Here is a 22,227-nt window from a genome sequence, read left to right as displayed (position 1 = left end):
GTCGTCAGGATCCGCCGACCTCGTTGTCGCTGCGGCCGTCGGTCGCGAAGGCGTTGAGGTTGTCGATCGTCGTCCCGGCGATGTTGGTCATCGCTTCTTCGGTGAAGAAGGCCTGATGGCCGGTGATGAGGACGTTTGGGAAGGTCAGCAGCCGGGCGAACGTGTCGTCGCCCATGATGGCCGACGAGTGGTCTTCGAAGAAGAGGCCGTCTTCCTCTTCGTAGACGTCGAGGCCGAGGCTGCCGAGCGTGCCGTCCTTCAAGCCAGCGATGGCGGCGTCGGTGTCGATGAGCCCGCCGCGGCTGGTGTTGATGAGCATGACGCCCTTCCGCACCAGGCCAAGTGCACGCCGGTCGATCATGTGGTGCGTCTGCTCCATCAGCGGCACGTGGAGCGTGATGACATCACTGTTGCGTAACAGGTCGTCGAGCTCGACATACTCGACGCCGGCTTTGGTGAGCTCGTCGCTCGGCTGCGTGTCGAAGGCGAGCACCTTCATGCCGAAGCCGAGCAGGATGCGAGCGCAGGCCGCACCGATCTTGCCGGTCCCGACAACGCCGGCCGTCTTGCCGTGCATCTCGAAGCCGAGCAGTCCGCCCAGGGCGAAGTTGCCCTCACGAACACGGTTGTACGCGCGGTAAAGCCGACGATTGAGCCCGAGCATGAGCGCGACGGCATGCTCCGCCACGCCCGCCGGTGCATAGGCCGGGACGCGGGCGACGCGGATGCCGTGCTGCTTGGCGGCGTCGAGGTCAACGTTGTTGAAGCCGGCACACCGCATCGCGACGAACTTCACGCCGCCCTCGGCCAGACGCTCGATCGTCGCCCTGCCGAGGTCGTCGTTGACGAACGCACAGACCGCCTCCGACCCGTCAGCCAGCGGCGCGGTCTCCGGCATGAGCCGCGGGTCGAGGAACAGCAACTCGTGCCGATCGCCATTGGCCCGGCCGAGGAACTGCCGGTCGTACGGCTTGGTGTTGAAGACACTGACCTTCATGGCTGAACGATATGAGAACGTTCTGTTACTCTGTGCAGCATGAGCCTGCGTCAATTCATCATCGCTTCCTTCCTCGTGTTGGTCGTCTCGTCGGTTCCAACCAAGGCCGACATCGCCCCGCCGACAGAGGCGATTACGAAGGCATTGAACGAGGGAACCATCGGCGAAGCCTGGTCAGGCGAGCTGTCGTTCGAGGAGGCAATCGAGCGCCTGCGAAAGATTGATGATCTGCACGTCCAGGTTTCGTGGTCCGAGTTAGAGCTTGCCGGCATCGCCCGCGATTCGACAGTCGAGTTTGACCTTCCAACTGAGACGACCGTCCGTCAGGCCCTCCGCACATTGTTTGCGGATGTTGGAGCGGGCTTCGCGAGCGTGACGAGCTACCTCGATGGACCCGTCCTCCACGTCACCACGACGGAAGCGGCAACGCATAAGAGTCAAACGACACGGACCTACGACGTGACCGGCATCGTGGAAGCGATCGGTCGCGACATTGAGCAGCGGACGGCTCTGCCTGAGCAGCAGACGGCTGTGGCACAGTCTGGCGGTGGCGGGTTTGGTGGAGGCGGTGGTGGTCCAAACATGCGTGCTGCGACTAGCACGCCGCAGCTCGCTGCGCGCGGGGAACTACTCGATCTGGTTCATTCCACCGTCCAGCCCGCTTGGTGGACGACCAACGGCGGGACCACGGCGTCAGCGCGATTCGCTGGTCCGGTCCTGGTCGTCAATGCCCCCGTCATGCTGCACGACGACCTTGCCACGCTCCTTGAGAAGCTGAAGGCCGCGCTGTGACCAACTGTCAACTCGATTGAAAGACGGCTCGTGTCAGAGGTTTCATCGTATACTGAAAGCAGCATGGCGGACCTGCCCTTTCAGACCATCCCGCTCGATGACATCGACGTCTCCAGCGTCGTCGCGGGCCATCGTCGCCTGACCGACGCGGAGGCCTACGCGCTCGTGCGGAACGCCTCGATGCACGATCTGGGCGACTGGGCCACGCAGATCGTCGACCGTCGGCATCCGGTCGACTATCGCACGTACATCGTCGACCGGAACATCAACTACACGAACGTCTGTACAAGCAAGTGCACGTTCTGCGGCTTCCGACGCGACCACGAGGACGGCGACAGCTACACGCTCACGCACGCCCAGATCGGCAAGAAGATCGAGGAACTCCTCGCCATCGGCGGGACACAGATCCTGATGCAGGGCGGTATGAACGATCGCCTGCCGATCGAGTACTACACCGACCTACTCCAGTTCATCCGGCGTGAGTATCCGACGATCCACATCCACGCCTTCAGCCCGCCGGAATTCATCGAGTTCGAGCGGTTCTGGAGCAGAGACGTCCGCGAGATCATCAAGCAGTTCGTCGATGCGGGCCTGATGACCATTCCCGGCGGCGGCGGCGAGATTTTCCCGGAACGCGTCCGAGACAAGATCGGCCACATCAAGGCCTCGGCCGACGACTGGCTTCGCGTCATGCGGGTCGCCCACGAAGAAGGTCTCGGCTCGTCGTGCACCATGATGATGGGGCACATCGAGACGACGCCGGACCGCATCGAGCACATGAACCGGCTGCGGCTGATGCAGGACTACGCCCGCGGTCTGGCAGGCGAAGTCGACCTCGACGAAGCCCAGGCCGCGGCTGAGGAGCACATGCCGGGCGTCTTCGCCAAGTCGCCGCGGCCGAAGACGTGGAGCGACAACCCCGGCCGATACGGCGCGTTTATCCACTGGCCATTCCAACGCGAGAACGTCCCGCTCGGCCGGGCGAGGGAGTACGACCCAACCATCCACGGCGACTTCGACACGATGGAGCACCCAGACGTCGCCCGCGGCCGCGTCGTGCGATCCGCCGGCGCGACCGAGTACCTCCGCATGCTCGGCCTGGGCCGTCTCTACTTCGACAACATCGAAAACCTGCAGAGCTCCTGGGTCACCATGGGCCCGAAGGTCGGCCAGCTCGCGCTCTACTACGGAGCCAACGACATGGGCGGCGCAATGATGGAAGAGAACGTCGTCAGCGCCGCGGGCACGACTTATGACCTGGGCGTTCGCGAGCTCTGCCGCCTCATCCGCGACGCCGGCTACGTGCCAGCCCAGCGCGATCAGTACTACAACGTGCTCAACCGCTGGGACGGTGACGACGCACCAGACCTCGTCCCGCTCGCCGATCCGCCGACGCGCAAAGTCAGCAAGCTCGACGACAAGACCTGGATCGGCGCTGCCCCGGGCCTCGACGACGTCAGCGTTCCGCAAATCACCGGCGAAGCCGACGGCCGCGACGTCAGCCGACGGTTGCAACTGACGGTGTTGGGCGACGGAAACTGAGGTAGGATGTTCGTCATGGGTCTGACCCTCGACCAGCCGACGTCGACGGTTCTTCACGGCGTGTCGTGGAAGTCGTACCTGCAGCTCGGCGAGGATGCGGGTCCTGGAACTCGCATGACCTACGACAACGGGACGCTCGAAATCATGCCGCCGATCAGCATCGGACACGACCGCCGCAAGTCGACGCTCGCTGACTTGCTTACGCAGTATCTCATCGTCCGGGAGGTCCCCTATGACCGCATCGGCGGGACGACACTGATGCGGGAAGACCTGCTGAAGGGCACAGAGCCGGACGAGGGTTTCTACATCAATCCCGACGATACGGTCCCTCCGCCTGAGGCAGAGGAACTCGATCTCGCGATTCACTCGCCGCCCAACCTCGTAATTGAGGTGGACAAAACGTCAACGTCGATCCCGCGTGAGCCCATCTTCGCCGCGATGGGCGTCGGCGAGTTATGGCGATGGAAGGTGTCGAGCAACGCCATCGAAATCCGACTTCTCGACCCTGGTAGCGAGACCTATGCGGTTGCCACCCAGAGCAGTGTGCTTCCCGATCTTCCGATGTCCGCTTTGGCCGACCACCTTCGGCTTGCGTCCGAGTTGCGGCTCAGTGAGGTCGTTGGCCGCTGGACGCAGTTCCTCCGTGCCTAGATCGCCCGCTAAGCCGACCAAGCCCTGCCATCAGTGCGGCCGGACGATCGAGTGGCGCAAGAAGTGGGAACGCGACTGGGAGAACGTCCGCTACTGCTCCGATGCCTGCCGACGGGCGGCAAAGCGACACGATCCCGTCAACGATGAACTTGAGCGAGCCATCCTTGACCTGCTCAACCAGCGCCAGCGCGGCGCAACGATCTGCCCGAGCGAGGCGGCGAAAGTCGTCCGGCCAGACGACTGGCGCGGACTGATGGAACCGGCCCGACAGGCGGCTCGCCGACTGGTCGTCCGCGGCGAGATCGTCATCACGCAGGGCGGCCGCGTGGTGGATCCGTCGACGGCGAAGGGGCCGATCCGACTGCGACGAGCCTAACAACAAACCCAATCCGGCTTCAGACGATGAAAGAGCGTCTACAGATCGAATTGCCCGATCCGCCGGAGAGCGCCGGGCAGACACTCGCTCAGGGTGCAACGATGTACGCGGCCCCGCTGCTGTACCCGGGATGCCTGTTGGCCAACATCATGTCGTTTGCCGGCCACCGGGAGCAGGATCACGTGATGAGCTTCGGTGATTACGTCTTCCTCGCGTTTCTCTGGGTTGGCACGCTCTACCCGCTGGTGTTGCTGCTCTGCTACCTCCTCGCTGCGCCGCTTGGTCGCCGGTATGGCGACCGCACCAAGACGATTGTCCAGACCTGGGTCCCGTTCTACTACCTGCTCACGCTGCCCGTCCTCGTGATTATAGTGGGCTGGACCCAAATTTGAGCCCCGATGCCCCTCAGAACGTGCGTCGCTGGCGGGCCGTTGGGATGCCGAGGATTTTGCGGTACTTGGCGACAGTGCGGCGGGCGAGTTCGATGCCCTGTTCGTCGAGCTTGACGACGATCTCGTCGTCGTTGAGCGGCTTGGCCTTGTCTTCGCGTTCGATGATCGCGCGGAGCTTCTCCTTCACCGCGTCCCAGCTCATGTCCTGGCCGTCTTCGGTGGTCGTGCCGCCGGAGAAGAAGCGGCGGAGAGGGAAGAGGCCGCGAGGCGTGTCGATCCACTTCTCGCTGACGGCTCGGCTGACGGTGGCGACGTGGATGCCCAGCTCTTCCGCCACGCCGATCATCGGCAGCGGCTTGAGGTGTTCCGGCCCCTTGTCGAAGAAGTCACGCTGGTGCTCGAGCACCTTGCGGATGACGCGCTCGATCGTGCCGCGGCGTTGCTCGATGGACTCGATGAGCCAGCGGGCGTTGCGGACGTTGTTGCCGAGGAAGTCCCGGAGCTGCTTGCGTTCGTCCTTGTTCTTCAAAGGCTCACCGACGGCTTCGTTGTCGTCGTCGGCCGGCTCGTCGTGGCCGTTGAGCTCGGTGCCGTTGCGGCTTTGACGAAGGAGCTTCTTGTAAAGCGAGCGGATCTGCAGGTCAGGCGCCGGGTCCCGTGCCATCGTGACGTCGTAGTCCTTCAGATCGTCGTCCCAACGGATCGTCGCGTCGGGCGTGATCGGCGGGGCTTCGTCTGGCGCGATCAGCTTGCCCGGGTGCGGATGGAGTCGGCCGAGGCGCTTCACTGCCGCTTGCAGGGTCGCGATGCTTCGGCCGGTCTTCTTGGCAATCTGTGGGTAGCGGTTCTGCTCCAGGTCCTTCAGGAACGTGGTGACGAGTTGACGCTCTAACTCGAAATCGTGCCCCTCGGCCGTCTCCACGTCGTTGGCAAGCGCGTCGAGCTGGAGGAGCAGGCAATCTGAAAGCGACGTCGCTCCGACGCCCGCCGGCTCGAGCTGCCTTCGGATGAGCTTGAACGCCTCGTCGAAGTCGGCCATCTCCGGCACGTCGCTCGTCCGGCCACGCGACAGCGCGTCGTCGCGCACCTCGGCCACCGACATCGGCAGGTAACCGCGATCGTCGAGGTAGCCGATGAGGATGCGACCAGCCCGGCAGACGTTGTCGGCCTTGCCGGCGTTGGCGGAACAGTGGTCGATCAGGCTCCACTGGTCCAGCAGATGCTCGTCCAGCGACGCCCCACGCGAGGCGGTGTTGTTCATCGCGTCGAGCTTGGCGTCGCGTTCGCCTGCGTAGCTGCCGGTGCTCGGACCGTGGACGTCATAGCCGCCGGTGCGTTCGTAGCTGGGGCTGAACTCCTCGTTCTCGAGGTAGTCGCTGATGCGATCAAGGCGGGCGAAGTCTTCGGCGCTGGCTTCGTCGCGTGTGTCGAGGTCGAGAGCTTGGTTCTCCTCGCGAACGCTGTCGTCCCGCGGCAGTTCGTCGCGGTCGACTCGGGCTTCTGCGACTTCGAGGACGGGGTTCTTTTCGAGCTCCTGATCGATGCGCTCCTCCAGCGCCGTCAGCGGCATCTGCAGGATCTCCATCGACTGGATCATGCGGGGCGTGAGCAGCTGCCGCTGCTCCATCCGCATGCCTGCCGATTGTGTTAACTGCATGGAGCCCATGGATTTGGTAACCGAACCACGTCGCAACGTCGACACGATTCCGCGGTCGGGTACGGCGTTTGCAGCGGGGAGTCTACCACCTCTTCGCCGCGTGCGAACGGATAAATCGGGGCCGATATCAGGTCCGACAACGGGAGCGGCGCCGCATCAATAATCCGCAACGATTCAAATGGTCTGCGGCACCGTCGCAGGCTCGCCGCTAGCTCTTAGCATCCGCCAGAACAGACACGAGCGACATTCATGCCCCACGTCATCGCCCAGCCCTGCATCGGTACCAAAGACACCAGCTGCGTGGAGGTCTGCCCCGTCGACTGCATCCACCCCATCGGCGACGCCGATGACTTCGACTCGGCCGAACAGCTCTACATCGACCCCGACGTCTGCATCGACTGCGGCCTGTGCGTCGACGAATGCCCGGTGCAGGCCATCTTCCCGCAGGAAGACCTGCCGGCGGAGTGGTCTTCGTTCATCGAGAAGAACGGGGACTACTTCAAAGACAAGGAGTAGGTGGTCGCAGTCATCGCGTTCACTCGACTTCGGTCGAGCTTGCTTAGGGGTGAGTGCCAACGTGCCCCGTGCGAAGGGCTCGCTGGCGCTCACCGCTAAGCATCATCTGTTCATCGGTCACCGATCGCCTGACGGATGTCGGTTAGCGCGCTGCCTCGATCATGTCCGAGGAAGCCTTTGGACCGGAACGACATCAGGGAAAGCGTTCCCACACCCGCAGAGATGAACATCGCTGTCAGAGGCAGGTCCGGAACGACCAGCGGGCCGCCGCTGTGAGCGTTGTCGAGCAACTGGTCGTACGGCAGAACGACCATCAACACGGCAACGATCACGTTCGCTCCCGCCTCCAGGACGCTCAGCGGTGCAGCAGCGGCCGGGAGCCACAGTGCGAGCACGCCCAGACCGGTGATGCCGACGTAGTAGACGACCTTCCAACTGACGCTCACGCCGAGCGTCTCCAGCCCCGGCGCACGGAGGTTGTTGCCGAAGCCGAAGTCGACCACGGCGAACAGCGGCGTGACGAGCAGCACGATCGTCATGATCCACCGAATCACTCCTCGCCGTGGCGGTCCGTGCATGCGGTGAGCGTAACGCGTTTGTCCGACGTAGAAATCGGCATGGCGGAACTGCTCGTCGAAGGCATGCACTGTGCCAGCTGCGTCGCCAACGTCAGCCGGGCGGCGAAGCGCATCGACGGTCTCCGTGAGATCACGATCGACCTCGCCAACGGCCGGGCACAAGTCGACCTCGACGACGCGCGGCGCATCGATGCGGTGGCCGACGCCATCAGCGACGCCGGCTTCCCGGCCAGGCCTGCGGACGATGCGGCGACACTCGTCTCGCAGGCGAGCGATCGTCACGCCCAGCAGGAACGAGCCCGACTCGCCGCCGAGCGGTGGAAATGGCGTGCCATCATCGGCCTGGTCCTCTGGGTGCCCGCCGAGTCGCTGCACTGGGGAACCGTGCTCCTGACGGGCGGCCACGACCACGCCGGCACGACGTGGATGACGTGGGTCGGCGTCGTCGCAGGCACCGCCGTGATGCTCATCGCAGGCCGGGCGTTCTTCGCCAGCGCTTGGCGCGCAGCGAAGCGTCGCACGACCAACATGGACACGCTCATCGCACTAGGCGGTGGGACGGCCTACGGCTACTCCGCCGTCGCGCTCGTCGGCCACCTGCTGCTCGGCTGGCCTCTGGCGGAGCTCTACTTCGCCGAGTCGGCAGCACTGTTCACGCTCATCTCGCTGGGCCACTGGCTCGAAGCCCGAGCCCGCGACAAGACCGGCGACGCCATCCGCGCCCTGCTCGACCTCGCGCCACAAACAGCCCTGCGCCTTCCACCCGACACCGAAGCGGAAGCTTCGGGTCCCGACCGACCCGCACGCAAACGCCTCTCACTCACCATCCGTGCCCCCGAGGCCGAGGAAGTCCCCGCCGACACCCTCCGCCCGGGCGATCGCGTCCTCGTGAAGCCCGCGATGACCGTCCCCGCCGACGGCACCGTCGAGTCGGGCCGCGGCGGGGTGGACGAATCGATGCTCACCGGCGAACCCATGCCCGTCGCAAAGGCCGCGGGTGACACCGTGGTCGGCGGCAGCGTCAATCGCGAAGGCTCGCTCGTCGTCCGCATCACGGCCGCAGGGTCGGAGACGACGCTCGCGTCGATCGTCAAGCTCGTCGAGACGGCCCAAGCCTCTCGCCCGCCCGTGCAGAAGCTGGCGGATCAGATCTCGGCGATCTTCGTGCCGGTCGTCCTCGTGATTGCCGCACTGACAGCCACCGCGTGGCTCGTGCTCGGGTTCGCCAGCGACAAAGCGACGCCCGGCGTCTGGGGCGATGCGGCCCGGGCAACGTGCAGCGTGCTCATCATCGCTTGCCCGTGTGCCCTCGGATTGGCGGTGCCGGCGGCGATCATGGTCGGCACAGGCCGCGGTGCGCGACGCGGCATCCTGCTTCGCGACATCGACGCCATCCAGAACGCCGCGGCCGTCGACACAGTCGTCTTCGACAAGACCGGCACACTCACGACGGGCTCGCCGACGGTTGCACGCGTAGTTGCAACCAGCGACGTCGACGAACGAGAGCTACTGCGTCTCGCCGCATCGGCCGAGCAGTCCAGCGAGCACCCGTTGGCCGCCGCGGTCGTCGCGAATGCACGCGATCAGCAGATCGAGCTGTCGGAAGCCACCGACTTCACCAACCACCCAGGCCTCGGCGTCGAGGCAATCGTCGAACACCGACGCATCACTGTCGGACACGCCTCGCTGATCGACGCCGCGACGCCAGTCGCGGATGCCTCAGGCACGATCGCCCACATCGCCCTCGACGGGCAACCCGTCGGCTATGTCGAACTTCGCGACGCCCCACGCAACGATGCCGCCGACGTCGTCCGCCACCTCCGCGATCGCGGCCTCAACGTCCAACTCCTCACCGGCGATCGCCACGAAGCCGCCGAAGCCATCGCCCGGCAACTCGGTATCGAAACCATCCACGCCGACGTCCGCCCTGACGGAAAGCAGGCCGTCATTGAAAAGCTCAAGGCCGATGGCCGCCGGGTCGCGATGGTCGGCGACGGCGTGAACGACGCCCCTGCCCTCGCCGCCGCCCACGTCGGCATCGCCCTCGCCGCCGGCACCGACGCCGCCAAACAGGCCGGTCACGTCGTGCTCATGAGCGACCGCCTCACCGACGTCCCGGCCGCCTTGCTGCTGAGCCGCCGGACAATGCGCGTGATCAAGCAGAACCTGTTCCTGGCCTTCATTTACAACGTCACCGCCATCCCCATCGCAGCCGCGGGCTTCCTCGAACCCGAAATCGCCGCCGGCGCGATGGCCCTCTCCGACATCAGCGTCCTCGGCAACGCCCTGCGGCTGCGTCGGGCGAAGATAGGGTAGAGTGGACGCGTGGATCGCATCGAAGCACGAGAGGACATTCAAGCCGGGAAGCCGGTCATCCGAGGGACCCGGCTGACAGTGGAATTCATCCTGGATCTGCTCGCCAACGGCTGGTCGACGGATGATGTCGTTGACAGCTATCCCGGCGTCGAACCCGACGATGTCCGAGCGTGCCTCGTTTTCGCTCGTGAGCGGTTAGAGGAGGAGCGTGTCCTTCCCCTCCAAAGCATCCGATAGTTGCTCATTTTCTCAAGCAGACCGAGGGACGACAGGCACGTGACTACCTACGGACATGATGCGGATGCTCGCTGACGAAAATGTCCCACGACCCGCCGTGGAGGCGTTGATCCAAAACGGTCACGACGTCAAGTGGATCAGAACAGACTCGCCCGGCATCTCAGACTTGGACGTGCTCGCCATCGCGCAACGCGACGAGCGTCTTCTACTGACATTCGACACCGACTTTGCGGCGATGACCTTTCGCGACGGCCGCTCGAACCCCGCCGGGTTGATTCTCTTCCGGTTGAAGCCGAAGTCGCCGAGCTACGTGCGAGATCGAGTCCTTGCCGCCGTTGAGACACGTGACGAATGGCATGGCTTGTTCGCGACCGTTCGAGACGACCTGATCATCATTCGACGCCTGAGCAGAGCGCAACCCTGACGCCACCCGTACACTCGCTGCCGTGTCGGACGACGCCGCGACCACGCCTGATCTTGCCGAGCGGCTTGCGCCGGGCGGGGCGGTGGCGCGCCGTCTGGGCGACAACTACGAGGCTCGCCCGCAGCAGGTCGCGATGGCCAGTGCGGTCGACGGGGCGCTGCGGAACGGGCAGACGCTGCTGGCTGAGGCGGGGACGGGCGTGGGCAAGTCGTTCGCCTACCTGCTCCCGGCGATCGAAGCTGCCGCGAAGCGCAAGAAGCGTGTCGTCGTCTCGACGCACACGATCGCCCTGCAGGAGCAGATCGTCGACAAGGACGTGCCGCTGCTGCGTGCTGCGACGGGCGAGGAGTTCACGGCCGTCCTCGTCAAAGGTCGCGGCAACTACCTTTGCCTGCGTCGGCTTGACTCGGCCTCGCGAAGGCAGTCGTCGCTGTTTGCCAGTGAGCAGGAACGTTCGTCGCTCGCCGACCTCGAAGCCTGGGCCAGCGAGACGAACGACGGCGACGTCGGGAGCCTGCCGATCCTGCCGGACATGCGCGTCTGGGAGCACGCCCGGGCCGAGGCCGGCAACTGCATGGGCAAGCGCTGCCGCTTCTTCAAAGCCTGTCACTGGCAGGCGGCCAAGCGACGCATGCAGACGGCCAACGTGCTCGTCGTCAACCACGCCCTCTTCTTCAGCGACCTCGCGCTTCGCCTCGCCGGCGTGACGTATCTGCCGAAGTACGACCACGTCGTCTTCGACGAAGCCCACACCCTTGAAGACGCCGCCGCCACGCACTTCGGCCTGCGTGTCGGCGAGGGTGGCGTCAACCGATCGCTCCGCCAGCTCTTCGACGTCAAACGAACCAAGGGCTTCCTGACCACCCTCGCCCGTGCCGGCGGTGACGCGGAGAAGGTCAACGAACTCGTCGGCCTCGTCGCCGACGCGCAGGCGGTGTGCGAGGGCTTTTTCGATCGCGTGCTCTCCTGGCGCGATCGCTTCGGCAAGAGCAACGGCCGGGTCCGGCAGGAAGGCTTCGTCGAGGACGACCTCTCGCCCGCGCTCGGCGAGATCGCCAAGCGCCTCGTCGACCTCGCCGGCGACGTCGAGGCCGAGGAAGACAACCCCGAAGACGAGCGGCTCGAGACGCGACTCGAAACCAAACACCAGGCGGATAAGGTCCGCGTGCTGGGGGACACGATCGCCGCGTTTGTCGGTCAGACGATGCCCGACGCGGTCTACTGGATCGACGAGACCGGCCGAACGCCACGCCGCGCGAGTCTGCACGCGTCGCCCGTCGACGTCGGCCAGGGCCTGAAGATGGCGCTGTGGGACAAGACGCCCGGCTGCGTCCTGACCAGCGCCACGCTCGCCACCACCGGCGAGGCCTCGGACGACGACGGCTTCGGCCACGTCAAGCAGCGGCTCGGCCTCGACGCCGACACGACCGCCGCCCGCTTCGGCTCGCCGTTCAACTATCGCGAGCAGTGCAAGCTGATCGTCGAGACCGGCCTGCCCGAGCCGAACGACCACCGCTTCACCGAACACGCCGCCGATCGCATCGTCCACTGGTGCCGGCACACCGAAGGCGGCGCCTTCGTCCTCTTCACCAGCCACCGCGCGCTCAACGCGACGGCCCACCTCGTCCAGGACGAGCTCGAAGACGCCGGGCTACGCCTCTTGCTGCAAGGCCGCGACGGGCAGCGCCGCGGACTCCTCGACAAGTTCCGCTCGGCCGAGAACAACGTCCTCTTCGGCACAGCCAGCTTCTGGCAAGGCGTCGACGTGCAGGGCCGGGCGCTGCGCAACGTCATCCTGCACAAGCTGCCATTCGCGGTGCCCGACGAGCCGGTGCAGCAGGCACGAATCGAGCGCATCGAATCCGCCGGCGGCAACGGCTTCATGGACTACAGCGTGCCCGAAGCCGTCATCAAGCTGCGCCAAGGCTTCGGCCGGCTCATCCGCAGCGGGACGGACAAAGGCATCATCGTCCTCCTCGACGGCCGGATCCTCACGCGTCGCTACGGCCGACACTTCCTCGCGGGTTTGCCGGACGTGGAGGTGACGCAGGTCGACCATCGCGTCGCGGACGTGTGACCCATCACGCGTCGCTCATCCGAGCGTCAGGTCGCTGGGCGGCGAAAAGCTGATCGAGCGTGTACTGCTCGCCGCACTCCGGGCACCGCGCGTCGCGCAGGCCGGTCATGGCGTAGGAACATCGCGGGCAGGTGACAGCCGCATCGAGCGCCTCGCCGGATACCGCATCGATCATCTCCATCGGCGTCGCACGCCAGAGGATGCACGCGGTGACGAGCCACGCGATGACCGTGCTCGACCCGCCGAGGAACATGCCGAACGTGTCGAGGTCCGTCAACAGATACGCGACGTATCCGACGGCACTACCGAGGACCGCCGTGCCAGGTATGGCAAGCACGGAAAACGTGACCCGCCGCGTGTTCCAAGTCACCTCCTTGAACCAGACGAGCAGCCACCAGCCCATGACACAGAGCAGCGCGGCCGCCGAGCCGATGATCCAACCCAGATCCCTGTGTCGCCAGCTCACCGCATCGACCCAGATGATGAGCACGAGCGTGTAGACCAACGCCGCCGCGGGAAGCGCGAGGAACGAGAGAAGCGTCAGCGAGACAAGCCGCGGCATCAGGGCGTGCAACCTACCACCGGACGTGACGTCTCGCATCACGCCGGCTACACCTTCTGCGTGAGCGACGCTGACACGCGACTCGAACTGCCGAAGCCGTCGAAGGACCACCTCGCCCGTGAGGCCGAGGCGCGGCGGATTCTCGACGTGTACGGCGACGACCTGCCGGGCATCATGGCGATGCTGGAGCGGCAGTTCGCGGTGCTGCACAACCGGGCGCAGGTCGCGCTGGTCCTTTGCGGCGTCGTGATCTCGACGACCGGCTTTAGCGGGCGGCTCGTCGCCGGGACGAACGCGCTGTCGCAGTGGCTCATCATCAGCGGCCTGTCGCTCATCATCCTTGCGGCAGGCGTCGTTGTGCGCGGCGTGCTCCATCTCCGCTGGCTCACGATGCAGGGCGGCCAAGACACGGCCCAGTGGCTCGTCACGTCGCTCGCGTATCGCGACAAGAAAACCGCCCACTATCGCGTCGGCGTGATCATCTTGCTGGTCGGCCTCATCCTTTACGGCGGCGCGCTGGCGGTGACGCTGCTCAACCCGGAGGAAGACCAGCTTCCGCCACGGTCGCGGGTGCAGGCGTCATCCTCCGTTATGGAAGACGGACACGAGTCGTCGCAAAGTAGCCGCGGGCTTACAGCCCGCGGTTGCAGAGCAGCGTGATCGTTCGTCGGGTGCAGTTGAACCGCGAGCTGTAAGCTCGCGGCTACCACTCGAGTTAGCGCGACTGGCGCCTGACGTCATTCGTGTAGCCCGCCGGCTCGATAACCGCGGCGCGTTGGGCGGAGACGGCTTCCCACATCGACCGACCGGCCACGCCGTTGAGTTGCTCGTTGTAGCGGCGAACCGTCTCGCGGAGGCCCAGCTCGATCGCGTCGCCGACGAGTGCGTGGCCGATGCTGACCTCGTCGAGCTGCGGCATCGCGTCGGCAAAATCCTTGAGATTCGCCAGGTTCAGGTCGTGACCGGCGTTGACGCCCAGGCCTTGCTCCAGCGCGACGCCGGCGGCCAGGGCGAAGTCGCGCGTGATGCGCTCCTGATCATCGGTGCCGTGGACGACGGCAAACGTCTCCGTGTACAGCTCGATCCGATCGGCCCCCGTCTGCCGGACCTGCGCGATCTGCTCGGCGTTGGGATCCATGAAGATGCTGATGCGAATGCCGGCCTGCTTCAGCTTGTCGACCACCGGCACCAGTCGCTCGATGTCGGCAGGCATCGCAAAGCCGTGGTCGCTCGTCGACTGGCCCGGCGTGTCGGGGACGAGCGTCGCCTGGTCCGGCTTCGTCTTCAGCACCAGCTCCAGCCATTGGCCTTCAAAGGGATTGCCCTCGATGTTGAACTCGGCCTGCTGATACTCGTCGACCAGCGCCTTCAGCGCAGCGACGTCGTCGTAGCGGATGTGTCGCTCGTCTGGCCGTGGGTGGACCGTGATGCCGCCCGCCCCACTGTCGAGTGCGACCCGCGACAGCCGGACGAGGTCGGGCCCCTTGCCCTGTCGGCTGTTGCGGAGCAGGGCGATCTTGTTGACGTTGACCGAGAGACGCGGCATGACCCGCACGCTAGCCGGTCACACCGATGGCCCCGCGGTAGAGTGCCGGCATGGCAATGCCTCCTGAGGCCTGGGGAAATCGCAACGGCTGGATCACGGCGGGCGTCATCGTCGTCGTGATGATCGCGCTCGCCTGGACGCTGGCCGGCAGTGGATCGGTGACGCCGCCCACGTCGCTGGGGCAAATCGCATCGCGCTGGTCGAGCGTGTCGGTTCCGCCGGCGGTGACCAAGGTCGTGCCGGACGACGCTGGCTCCGCCATGTCGTACCGCCGGCTGTTGGAGCTGTATCGCAGCGACGTCGATGCGCGACGCACAGCGGAGCGGTTGGCCCGAGCGACGAGCACAGCCGTCGAAGAGGAGACGCGGCTGACCGACGTCATCGACGCGCTGATCGAGACGACCGGTGCAGACGATGCCGTGCTGGCCGACGAGCCGGAGCTGGCGATCAACTACGACCGATCGATCGAGCCGCTAGACGACCTGCACAACCTCGGCCGATCGGCGGTGCAGCAGGCGTCCGTCTTTGCCACCCGGGCAGCACGGGCCAGGGACTTCGACGGCGACGACGCGGAGCGTGCACGCGCGATCTACCAGGCCGTGCTGTCGCTCGGGCACCACCTCGCGGAGGAGCGGGTGATCTACCGGCAGTGGCGTTTTGGCACGCAGCTCATGGCCGACGGGTTGAGTGGACTTGGGGCGCTGGCTCAGGCTGCCGGTGATGCGAATGCCGCTGACTTCCGCGCGGCCTCGTCAGCGTTGTCGGCGTACCTCACCGAAACCACCCTGCCGCTGTGGGATGCGATCGGTTCAGCCAACAACGACGTCGCGACCGACACACGGGCCGAGACCCACTTCGGCGACGTCCTGGCCATCGCCCGCAGCGACCAGGCCGACCCGATGTGGCGAACCGAGGCGATCCTGCGTCTGGGCAAGTCGCGCTTCGGAGCACCGCGCACGCCCGATCGCAATGCAGCGGAACGAGCAGTCAGGCAGCTGGCCGAAGACTTGCCGACCGGCAACCTTCGCACCGCCGCGGAGCAGGCGCGTGACCTCGACGCCGCGGCCTTCCGCGTGGCACGATAGCAGCCCTTCAAATATCCCTTAGAAACAGTCATTTCCCGCGTCGTCGTACCACCGGCCGCGCTTCAGGCTGATCTTCCGCACACCCGCGCCGCGACACGCCAACAGCAGCTGATCCTCCAGGCCAGCCAGCATCAGCTGCCGCAGCTGGAACAGGTGCGGGGCCGTGTCGACCAGCACCGTCAGCCGGCCTCGGACCAAGGACTCGATGCACGCGTGCTCCTGCAGCGACTCGGGCACGACACGCGCCCACGCCTCGGTGGCCTTGCCCAGCTTGGTGTGCCGCTTCTCGACCTGCTGATGGAACAGCTGCACAGCTTCCATGCCAAGCGATTCGCCCTCGACACGGGTGTTGCGCTTGGCGGCGTCGAGTCGGCGAAGCTCGGCGAGGTCGCGATCCATGCGTTTCTACGGGAAAATCACTGCAAATTGACCGGCATCACCACGTACAGGAAGTCGTCGCCACCCAGCAGCAGGCCCGGCCGGTTGCTGCCGGAGAGCTCGAACCGAACCTCGTCGGTCTGGACGACCTTCAGGCCGTCGACCAGGAACTGCGGGTTGAAGCCGATCTCCACGTCGTCGCCGTCGAACTTGCACGCGAAGTTCACCTCAGCCTCGCCCGCCTCCGGGCTGCGACTGGTGAGCTTGAGGCCCTCGCTGGTGAAGTGCATGCGAACGCCCTTGCTCTCCTCGGTGGTGAGCAGGCTCGCACGGCGGACGGCCGACATGAAGTCGCCGCACGCGGCCGTCATCGCCTTGTCGTTGTCCTTGGGGATGACGTCCTCGAACGGCGGGAACTGGCCCTCGACGAGCGTGGTCGAGAGCGTCGCGTGCTTCGTGCCAACAAGCACTTGATTGGCCTTGATTTGCAGCTTGACCGGCTCTTCCGGATCGCCCACCAGCTTGTCCACGAGGTTCAGGGCCTTGGTCGGGATGATCGACTTGGGCGCCTTCTTCGGGTCCTCGACCGCCATCTTCACCTCGGCATCGCCAACCGCCTGAGCGAGTCGGCGGCCGTCGGTGGCGACCATGACCAGCCGGCCGTCACGCACCGTGGTGAGCACGCCGTTGAAGGCGTAGCGCGTGCCCTCCCGCGCTGCCGCGAAGCTGGTGCGATGGATCAAGCCCTTCAGCACCGAGCCCGTGACGATCACGTCCGGCTCGCCCTCGAACTCGGCGACGGGCGGGAAGTCCGCAACTGCTTGCGTATAAACGGTAAAGCGGCTGTCGCCACCCTTGATGATCGCCTGTTCGCCCTTGAGCTCGACAGAGAGCGTGTCGTCGACGCTCTCGCGAACGATGTCCCGCAGCTTGTCCGCAGGAAGCAGGGCTTCCCCCGTCTGCTCGACCTGGACCTGCGTGTTGGTAAAACGCACGGCGATCTCCAAGTCCGTAGCCGACAACACCAAAGCATCGTCGGTGGCTTGGAGGCGGACACACGTGAGGACCGGCTTGGGCGTACGAGCGGGCACGGCCTGGCCGACGACTCCGAGGGCTTCGAGCAGCGCGCCGCGATTGCAGATGACCTTCATGGCAGATAGTTAAGCGGCCTTAGCCGGCCTGGACGAATCGAAGCGGCACTCTATGCGAAACGCTCACCCCGTGCCCACGCCGATCCGCCAGGCGACCGCGCGCTCCACGTGGGCCATTCCGGATCACCTCTGGTTGACGAAGTGGAAAGGGCAGTCCCCAGAAGTGAGTCTGTCGATAACGGTGAATCGAATCTCATCTTGACACCGCAAGCCGTTGTTGGTCAAACGCTCTCAACTCATCCTGTCAGCTTGTGCACGTGTGGATGGCCTGGCGCGAGCGGGCGCGCCGGGTGTCGCGATGGTCCGACGAAGGTCGTCGCCCCCTCGTGTCAGCAAGATCTCACATCGTCCAAAGGCCACATCCGACTCAGGCCGCGAGCGCCCCACGCGCGCGGCGCGACACGTTTTGCACCGGCCTCTGGAAAATCCGCACGTTCTGCCGGCGCGACAGCTTGTGCACGATCCGTAGCCTCGGACCCGTGACCCCGCTGCCGATCGACGAGCACCTGCCGCGGCTGACAGCCGCGCTTGCCGCGGGGCGGGACGTCGTGCTGGTCGCCGAGCCGGGCGCGGGCAAGACGACGCGCGTCCCGCCGGCGCTGCTTCGGGCGGACCTTTTGACGCACGGTCATTGTGTCATGCTCCAGCCCCGCCGGGTCGCCGCCAGGCTCGCTGCGAGTCGCATCGCCGACGAGAACGGCTGGCGTCTGGGCGACACTGTTGGGTACGCGGTGAGATTCGAGAAACACCTCACGGCCACCACGCCGATCCGCATTGTGACCGAAGGCGTTCTGGCCCGGACCGTAGTGGCCGATCCGCTGCTGGAAGGGATCGCCGTGGTCGTGCTCGACGAGTTCCACGAGCGCAGCCTCGACGCGGATCTCACGCTGGCGATGCTGAAGGAGGCACAGCAACTTCGTGATGATCTTCGGATCGTCGTGATGAGCGCGACCCTCGACGCCGACCAGGTCGCCGGCTATCTCGGCGAGCCGGAGGTGCTCCACGTGCCGGGTCGGACGTTCCCCGTGAACATCAATTATGCCGGCGACAGTCCGCGACCAATCCAGCATCGCATATCAAATAAAATTGAGCCTCTACTACAAAACGATACCGGCGACGTACTCGTCTTCCTTCCGGGCGTTCGCGAAATCGAAGCAACACTAGAGGCCATCCGTCCGATCGGTCGGCGGTTCGGCTACGACTGCCTCCCGCTGCACGGGTCGCTGACGAAGGAGGAGCAGGACGAGGCGGTCCGCGGCGACGGCGATCGGCCGCGGGTGATCTGCGCGACGAACATCGCCGAGACGTCGCTGACGCTGCCGCGCGTGCGGGTGGTCGTCGACTCGGGGCAGGTCCGCCGGGCCGGATTCGACACGTCGCGCGGCGTTGAGACGCTGACGACCGAGCGGATCAGCCAGGCCTCGGCCGAGCAGCGTGCGGGTCGCGCCGGACGCGTGGCCGAGGGCCGGTGCATCAGGCTCTGGTCGGCGATGACGCACAAGCGGCTGCCGGCGTTCGACGTGCCGGAGATTCGGCGGGCCGACGTGTCGCGGGCGGCCCTGTCGGTGCTGGCATGGGGCGGCGACCCGCAGACGCTCGACTGGTTCGAGCCGCCCGAGCCCGAACGCCTGGACGCGGCGATGACCCTGCTCGACTGGCTCAGCGCAGTCGAGGACGGCCGGCTGACCAGGCTCGGTAAGGCGATGCAGTCGATCCCCCTGCCACCCCGCCCGGCCGCCTTGCTGGCTCTGGCCCCGCCGGAGCTGGCGAGCGACGCGGCGCTGGCGGCGGCGCTTCTGGGAGAAGGCGCTGATCTGCCCGGCAGCAGGACCGCGACGATGGCTGATCTCATCGCGGCGTTTGACGCTCGCAAGCTCAACCCGGTCGTCACGCAGATGGTCCGTCGCGCGCGGGACGTGCTGCTGTGGCAGACGAAAGGTGCTGCACGACCGGATCCGAAGCTGGCGCTTCGGCGTCGGGGTGCTCATGACGACGCCGGGCCGCCAGGCCCGGATTCCGTCGCCCCCACCAGTTCCCTCGAAAAACTGCTCCTTCTCGCCTTCCCCGACCGCGTCTGTCGACGGCGCTCTCCTGAAACCGCGACGCTGGTCAACGGTGGCGGCGTGACGCTGGCTGACTCATCGGCCGTGCGCGGCGACTGGTTCCTCGCGCTCGACGCCCGCCGTGGCAGCTTTGCCAAAGCCCAGCAGGCCGAGGCCCGGCTGGTCTCGCCGATCGAGGTCGAGTGGCTCGACGAGCTTCTGCCGCGGCACGTCGTCGTTGAAACGATCGCCCATTGGAATGATCAAAAGCGTGCAGTCGAAGCCATTCGCCGCACACGTTTTGGCGACCTGGTGCTGCATGAGCAGCAAACAGGCAGGTTCGAAGATCCGTGGGACGCGGCAAAGTTGCTCCTCGAAAAGTGCTCACCCGATGATAATGCTGGGCTCAACTTTGCCTACGGCGACACGTCGCCGGACGACGTCTTCATCAGGCTGGGTTTCCTTGAGAACCACCTGCCCCATCACCTCTGGCCCGAAGACCAGCTGCCTGGCGGCCTCCCGGAGTACGAGCACGTGGAGAACGCCTGTCGCCTTGCTGCGTCGCTCGGCGAGCCGACGGAGGCGAAGGTGCGTGATCTGGTGCGCGAGTGGGTACGTGCTGAAATCGCCTCGTCCGCGTGGCGGGAGGTCTTCGAAAAGCACGTGCCCGACGCGCTCGTGGTCCCGTCGGGCAGTCGTATCAAGCTGGACTGGGGCCACACGTCAGCCGAGCCGGGCTACGTGCGCGGCCCAATTCTCGCTGTCCGCATCCAGGAGCTCTTCGGCCTTGCCGCCACGCCGCGGGTTTGCGGCGGCGCGGTGCCGGTGACGCTGCATCTGCTCGCCCCCAACATGCGGACTCAGCAGGTGACCGATGACCTCGCCAGCTTTTGGAGAAACACCTACCCGCAGGTCCGCAAAGACCTCCGCGCGCGGTATCCCAAACACGATTGGCCCGAGGACCCGATGACGGCGACCCCACGGCGTGGGGCCAAACGACGCAAGTAGCAGCGAGTCGAACGAGCGCACTTCCGTCATCCCGAGCGCAGCCGAGGGACCTCGCAGTGTGTCTGCGTCGAGGACCAAGCAAGGTCCTTCGACTCGCTGCGCTCGCTCAGGATGACGGGTGCGATCCGTTCCTTCTGCAGGAACGAAATCGTCGTGCGACTTGATGCCCCTTGACCCTCTGCGCGTGCGTGGTTCTAATCGCGCGCGGCACGTCTTCCGTTCGAGGCGGAAGGTGTTCGTTCTCCCGATCTTCTGCCAGTCGAAGGAGTCGCCCGTGTCCGACCTTGTCGTCCGAGAGCCCGCCGACCTCACGCCCGAAGCCGACGAGGCGGCCTGTCCGATTCTCGTCGAGCTCAAACCCGTCGCGATCTATCCGGAAATCGTCGAAGGCCCGGTGCCCAGTGCCCTCACGCTCGATGAGGAAGAGGATGACGACGACCTCGATGACGAAGACGACGACTACGACGACGAAGAAGACGAGGATGACTTCGACGACGAGGACGAAGAAGAGGACGACGACTACGACGATGAGTACGACGACGAGGATGATGACTACGACGACGATGACTGAGCCGTCCGAAGCCACCTTCGCGTAGGTCGTGCTTCAGCACGACGTTTTCCTCGGGAAAACGAAGCGTTTTCACGTTCTATCGAGCAACGGTCGCTGCTCAAACCGACACCTCGACGCATCAAGGAAGCCGCTCGTGTCAGCGAGCGATCGGTCCCACGGCAAGCGCCCGCTGACGCGGGCGGCTCACTCTGAACGGGACAAGATTGGCGTCAGTTGTCGCTGTGCGCAGTGCGACGAGCACCGTCACGAGCGACGACCTGCCAGCACGCCCGCACCAAACGCAGCGATCAGGACCACGACCACCGTCGGGCCCGGTGGCAGCCATGCCTTGAGCAGGACCGACGACGCAACTGCACCCGCGGATGTGGCAAGGCTGATGAGCCATACGGATCGCAGCGTTCGGCCGCAGCGCGTCGCTGTCGCGCCGGGGAGGACGAGCAATGCGGTTACGAGGATCGCCCCGGTCAGCCTTGCGGCCAGCGCGGCCGAGGCGGCGACGGCGACGAGGACGGCCAGGCGTGTGCCGCTTCCGGCCAGTCCGGAGAGCCGAGCGTTGGTCGGGTCGATCGACCACGCCAGCACCTCGCGTCGGTAGAGCCGCAGCCCGACTGCCACGGCCAACGCGACGGCGAGTGTGAGTGCGGCCTCGGTGATGCCGACGGTCGAGACGCCGCCGCCGAAGAGCAGCGAGTCGGCCCGCGCGGGTCGTGCGCCGAGCCGGACCTCGTACAGCCGACTGGCGAGGAGTCCGAGCGCGAGTGTGCCGACGAGGAAGAGCCCGACGACGACGTCGAAGTCGGTGCGTCGCTGTCGATGGTGTCGGTCGGGCTCGTTGTCGCCGCCGCCGACGAGTCCGATGCCGACGGCGACCGCCAGCGCCGCCAGCAACACGCCGGCCATGGCCGCCTCGACCGACTGCAGGATCGCCACGCCCGGCAGCAATGCCGCCAAGAGCCAGACCACGCCCGCCCCGCCGTAGCCGCTGTGCCCGATTGCCTCGCCCAGAAAGGCCCAGCGTCGCTGGACGACCAAGGGCGAGACGGCCCCGCACGCCACGCCCGCCGCCAACGCGCCCATCCACTGCGCCCAGTCGCTGGAGCTGAGCGTTTCGACGGCCACACCTGCTGCCACAGCTCACCGTACGACCTCGCGATCAGAGCGTTGGACGTAACGTCCGGTAGTGCGGGGCCGAGATGGCGTCGCGCGGGCGGCGTGGCTGGCGGGTCGATCTAACGAACGATGCCCAAAGAGACGTCGAAACTCGGCCGCCGAGCGCTCGTCCAGACGATTCTGGCCGTCGGCGTCATCGCGGCGTTCGGCCTGACGCTG

Annotated in this window: 22 protein-coding genes; 14 read left to right on the top strand and 8 right to left on the bottom strand. The window is 65.9% G+C overall.

The features are described from left to right. Positions 1-4: 4 nt before the first annotated feature. Positions 5-997, bottom strand: a complete 993-nt coding sequence (locus tag AAGI46_02575; GenBank protein MEM1011088.1) for a 2-hydroxyacid dehydrogenase — start codon at positions 995-997, stop codon at positions 5-7. Positions 998-1,036: 39 nt separating this feature from the next. Here AAGI46_02575 and AAGI46_02570 point away from each other — a divergent pair, with 39 nt between their 5' ends. From AAGI46_02570 to AAGI46_02550, 5 genes are all read left to right on the top strand, one after another. Next, on the top strand, positions 1,037-1,789 hold the full coding sequence (locus tag AAGI46_02570) for a hypothetical protein (protein ID MEM1011087.1): 753 nt from the start codon (positions 1,037-1,039) through the stop codon (positions 1,787-1,789). Positions 1,790-1,852: 63 nt separating this feature from the next. After that, the gene (locus AAGI46_02565) at positions 1,853-3,331 is read left to right on the top strand and encodes a radical SAM protein (GenBank protein MEM1011086.1); all 1,479 of its coding nucleotides are present in this window, start codon (positions 1,853-1,855) and stop codon (positions 3,329-3,331) included. 15 nt (positions 3,332-3,346) lie between these two features. After that, entirely contained in the window at positions 3,347-3,982 is a 636-nt protein-coding gene (locus AAGI46_02560; GenBank protein MEM1011085.1) for a Uma2 family endonuclease, read from the top strand. After that, a complete protein-coding gene (locus tag AAGI46_02555) occupies positions 3,975-4,358 on the top strand; it encodes a DUF2256 and DUF3253 domain-containing protein (GenBank protein ID MEM1011084.1) in 384 nt (127 codons plus the stop codon). The genes AAGI46_02560 and AAGI46_02555 overlap by 8 nt, the downstream gene beginning before the upstream one ends. 26 nt (positions 4,359-4,384) lie before the next feature. Continuing rightward, the gene (locus AAGI46_02550) at positions 4,385-4,750 is read left to right on the top strand and encodes a hypothetical protein (GenBank protein MEM1011083.1); all 366 of its coding nucleotides are present in this window, start codon (positions 4,385-4,387) and stop codon (positions 4,748-4,750) included. 13 nt (positions 4,751-4,763) lie between these two features. Here the strand turns inward: AAGI46_02550 and rpoN are convergent, their stop codons facing one another. Then, a complete protein-coding gene (gene rpoN, locus AAGI46_02545; protein ID MEM1011082.1) occupies positions 4,764-6,407 on the bottom strand; it encodes an RNA polymerase factor sigma-54 in 1,644 nt (547 codons plus the stop codon). Between the two features lie 249 nt (positions 6,408-6,656). Between rpoN and AAGI46_02540 the strand changes: the two genes are divergently transcribed. After that, positions 6,657-6,923 carry a ferredoxin family protein gene (locus AAGI46_02540; GenBank protein MEM1011081.1) on the top strand — a complete coding sequence of 89 codons (267 nt, stop codon included), beginning with the start codon at positions 6,657-6,659 and terminating at the stop codon, positions 6,921-6,923. Positions 6,924-7,033: 110 nt separating this feature from the next. Here the strand turns inward: AAGI46_02540 and AAGI46_02535 are convergent, their stop codons facing one another. Then, the gene (locus AAGI46_02535; protein ID MEM1011080.1) at positions 7,034-7,501 is read right to left on the bottom strand and encodes a hypothetical protein; all 468 of its coding nucleotides are present in this window, start codon (positions 7,499-7,501) and stop codon (positions 7,034-7,036) included. 18 nt (positions 7,502-7,519) lie between these two features. Between AAGI46_02535 and AAGI46_02530 the strand changes: the two genes are divergently transcribed. Genes AAGI46_02530 through AAGI46_02515 form a run of 4 tightly spaced genes read left to right on the top strand, consistent with a single transcriptional unit; the run spans position 7,520 to position 12,555 of the window. Beyond that, positions 7,520-9,817 carry a heavy metal translocating P-type ATPase gene (locus AAGI46_02530; protein MEM1011079.1) on the top strand — a complete coding sequence of 766 codons (2,298 nt, stop codon included), beginning with the start codon at positions 7,520-7,522 and terminating at the stop codon, positions 9,815-9,817. Positions 9,818-9,826: 9 nt separating this feature from the next. After that, positions 9,827-10,054 (top strand): DUF433 domain-containing protein, encoded by a 228-nt coding sequence (locus AAGI46_02525; protein MEM1011078.1) that lies wholly within the window; start codon positions 9,827-9,829, stop codon positions 10,052-10,054. 58 nt (positions 10,055-10,112) lie between these two features. Continuing rightward, positions 10,113-10,478, top strand: coding sequence for a DUF5615 family PIN-like protein (locus tag AAGI46_02520; GenBank protein ID MEM1011077.1), 366 nt, complete (start codon positions 10,113-10,115; stop codon positions 10,476-10,478). Positions 10,479-10,500: 22 nt separating this feature from the next. Further along, entirely contained in the window at positions 10,501-12,555 is a 2,055-nt protein-coding gene (locus tag AAGI46_02515; GenBank protein MEM1011076.1) for a helicase C-terminal domain-containing protein, read from the top strand. A 4-nt stretch (positions 12,556-12,559) separates the two neighbouring features. On the opposite strand, the gene AAGI46_02510 is transcribed toward AAGI46_02515, so the two are convergent. Next, positions 12,560-13,117, bottom strand: coding sequence for a hypothetical protein (locus AAGI46_02510; GenBank protein MEM1011075.1), 558 nt, complete (start codon positions 13,115-13,117; stop codon positions 12,560-12,562). A 60-nt stretch (positions 13,118-13,177) separates the two neighbouring features. On the opposite strand from AAGI46_02510, the gene AAGI46_02505 reads away from it, so the two are divergent. Then, on the top strand, positions 13,178-13,777 hold the full coding sequence (locus tag AAGI46_02505; protein MEM1011074.1) for a hypothetical protein: 600 nt from the start codon (positions 13,178-13,180) through the stop codon (positions 13,775-13,777). A 55-nt stretch (positions 13,778-13,832) separates the two neighbouring features. Here AAGI46_02505 and AAGI46_02500 read toward each other — a convergent pair whose 3' ends face one another. Next, entirely contained in the window at positions 13,833-14,663 is an 831-nt protein-coding gene (locus AAGI46_02500) for a pyridoxine 5'-phosphate synthase (GenBank protein ID MEM1011073.1), read from the bottom strand. A 50-nt stretch (positions 14,664-14,713) separates the two neighbouring features. On the opposite strand from AAGI46_02500, the gene AAGI46_02495 reads away from it, so the two are divergent. After that, the gene (locus tag AAGI46_02495) at positions 14,714-15,748 is read left to right on the top strand and encodes a hypothetical protein (protein ID MEM1011072.1); all 1,035 of its coding nucleotides are present in this window, start codon (positions 14,714-14,716) and stop codon (positions 15,746-15,748) included. Positions 15,749-15,766: 18 nt separating this feature from the next. On the opposite strand, the gene AAGI46_02490 is transcribed toward AAGI46_02495, so the two are convergent. Together AAGI46_02490 and dnaN are read right to left on the bottom strand one after the other, a co-directional pair. Continuing rightward, on the bottom strand, positions 15,767-16,147 hold the full coding sequence (locus tag AAGI46_02490) for a DciA family protein (protein MEM1011071.1): 381 nt from the start codon (positions 16,145-16,147) through the stop codon (positions 15,767-15,769). 17 nt (positions 16,148-16,164) lie between these two features. Beyond that, entirely contained in the window at positions 16,165-17,277 is a 1,113-nt protein-coding gene (dnaN, locus tag AAGI46_02485) for a DNA polymerase III subunit beta (protein ID MEM1011070.1), read from the bottom strand. Positions 17,278-17,756: 479 nt separating this feature from the next. On the opposite strand from dnaN, the gene hrpB reads away from it, so the two are divergent. Both hrpB and AAGI46_02475 read left to right on the top strand, forming a co-directional pair. After that, entirely contained in the window at positions 17,757-20,327 is a 2,571-nt protein-coding gene (gene hrpB / locus AAGI46_02480) for an ATP-dependent helicase HrpB (GenBank protein MEM1011069.1), read from the top strand. Between the two features lie 274 nt (positions 20,328-20,601). After that, on the top strand, positions 20,602-20,898 hold the full coding sequence (locus AAGI46_02475) for a hypothetical protein (GenBank protein ID MEM1011068.1): 297 nt from the start codon (positions 20,602-20,604) through the stop codon (positions 20,896-20,898). 243 nt (positions 20,899-21,141) lie between these two features. Here the strand turns inward: AAGI46_02475 and AAGI46_02470 are convergent, their stop codons facing one another. Then, complete coding sequence (locus AAGI46_02470; GenBank protein ID MEM1011067.1) at positions 21,142-22,029, bottom strand: metal ABC transporter permease; 888 nt, start codon at positions 22,027-22,029, stop codon at positions 21,142-21,144. Positions 22,030-22,227: the final 198 nt, after the last annotated feature.

Source organism: Planctomycetota bacterium, assembly GCA_038746835.1.
Lineage (GTDB): Bacteria > Planctomycetota > Phycisphaerae > Tepidisphaerales > Tepidisphaeraceae > JBCDKH01.
The sequence above is the reverse complement of the archived record's forward strand: the minus strand, read 5'-3'. Positions and strand labels throughout refer to the sequence as shown.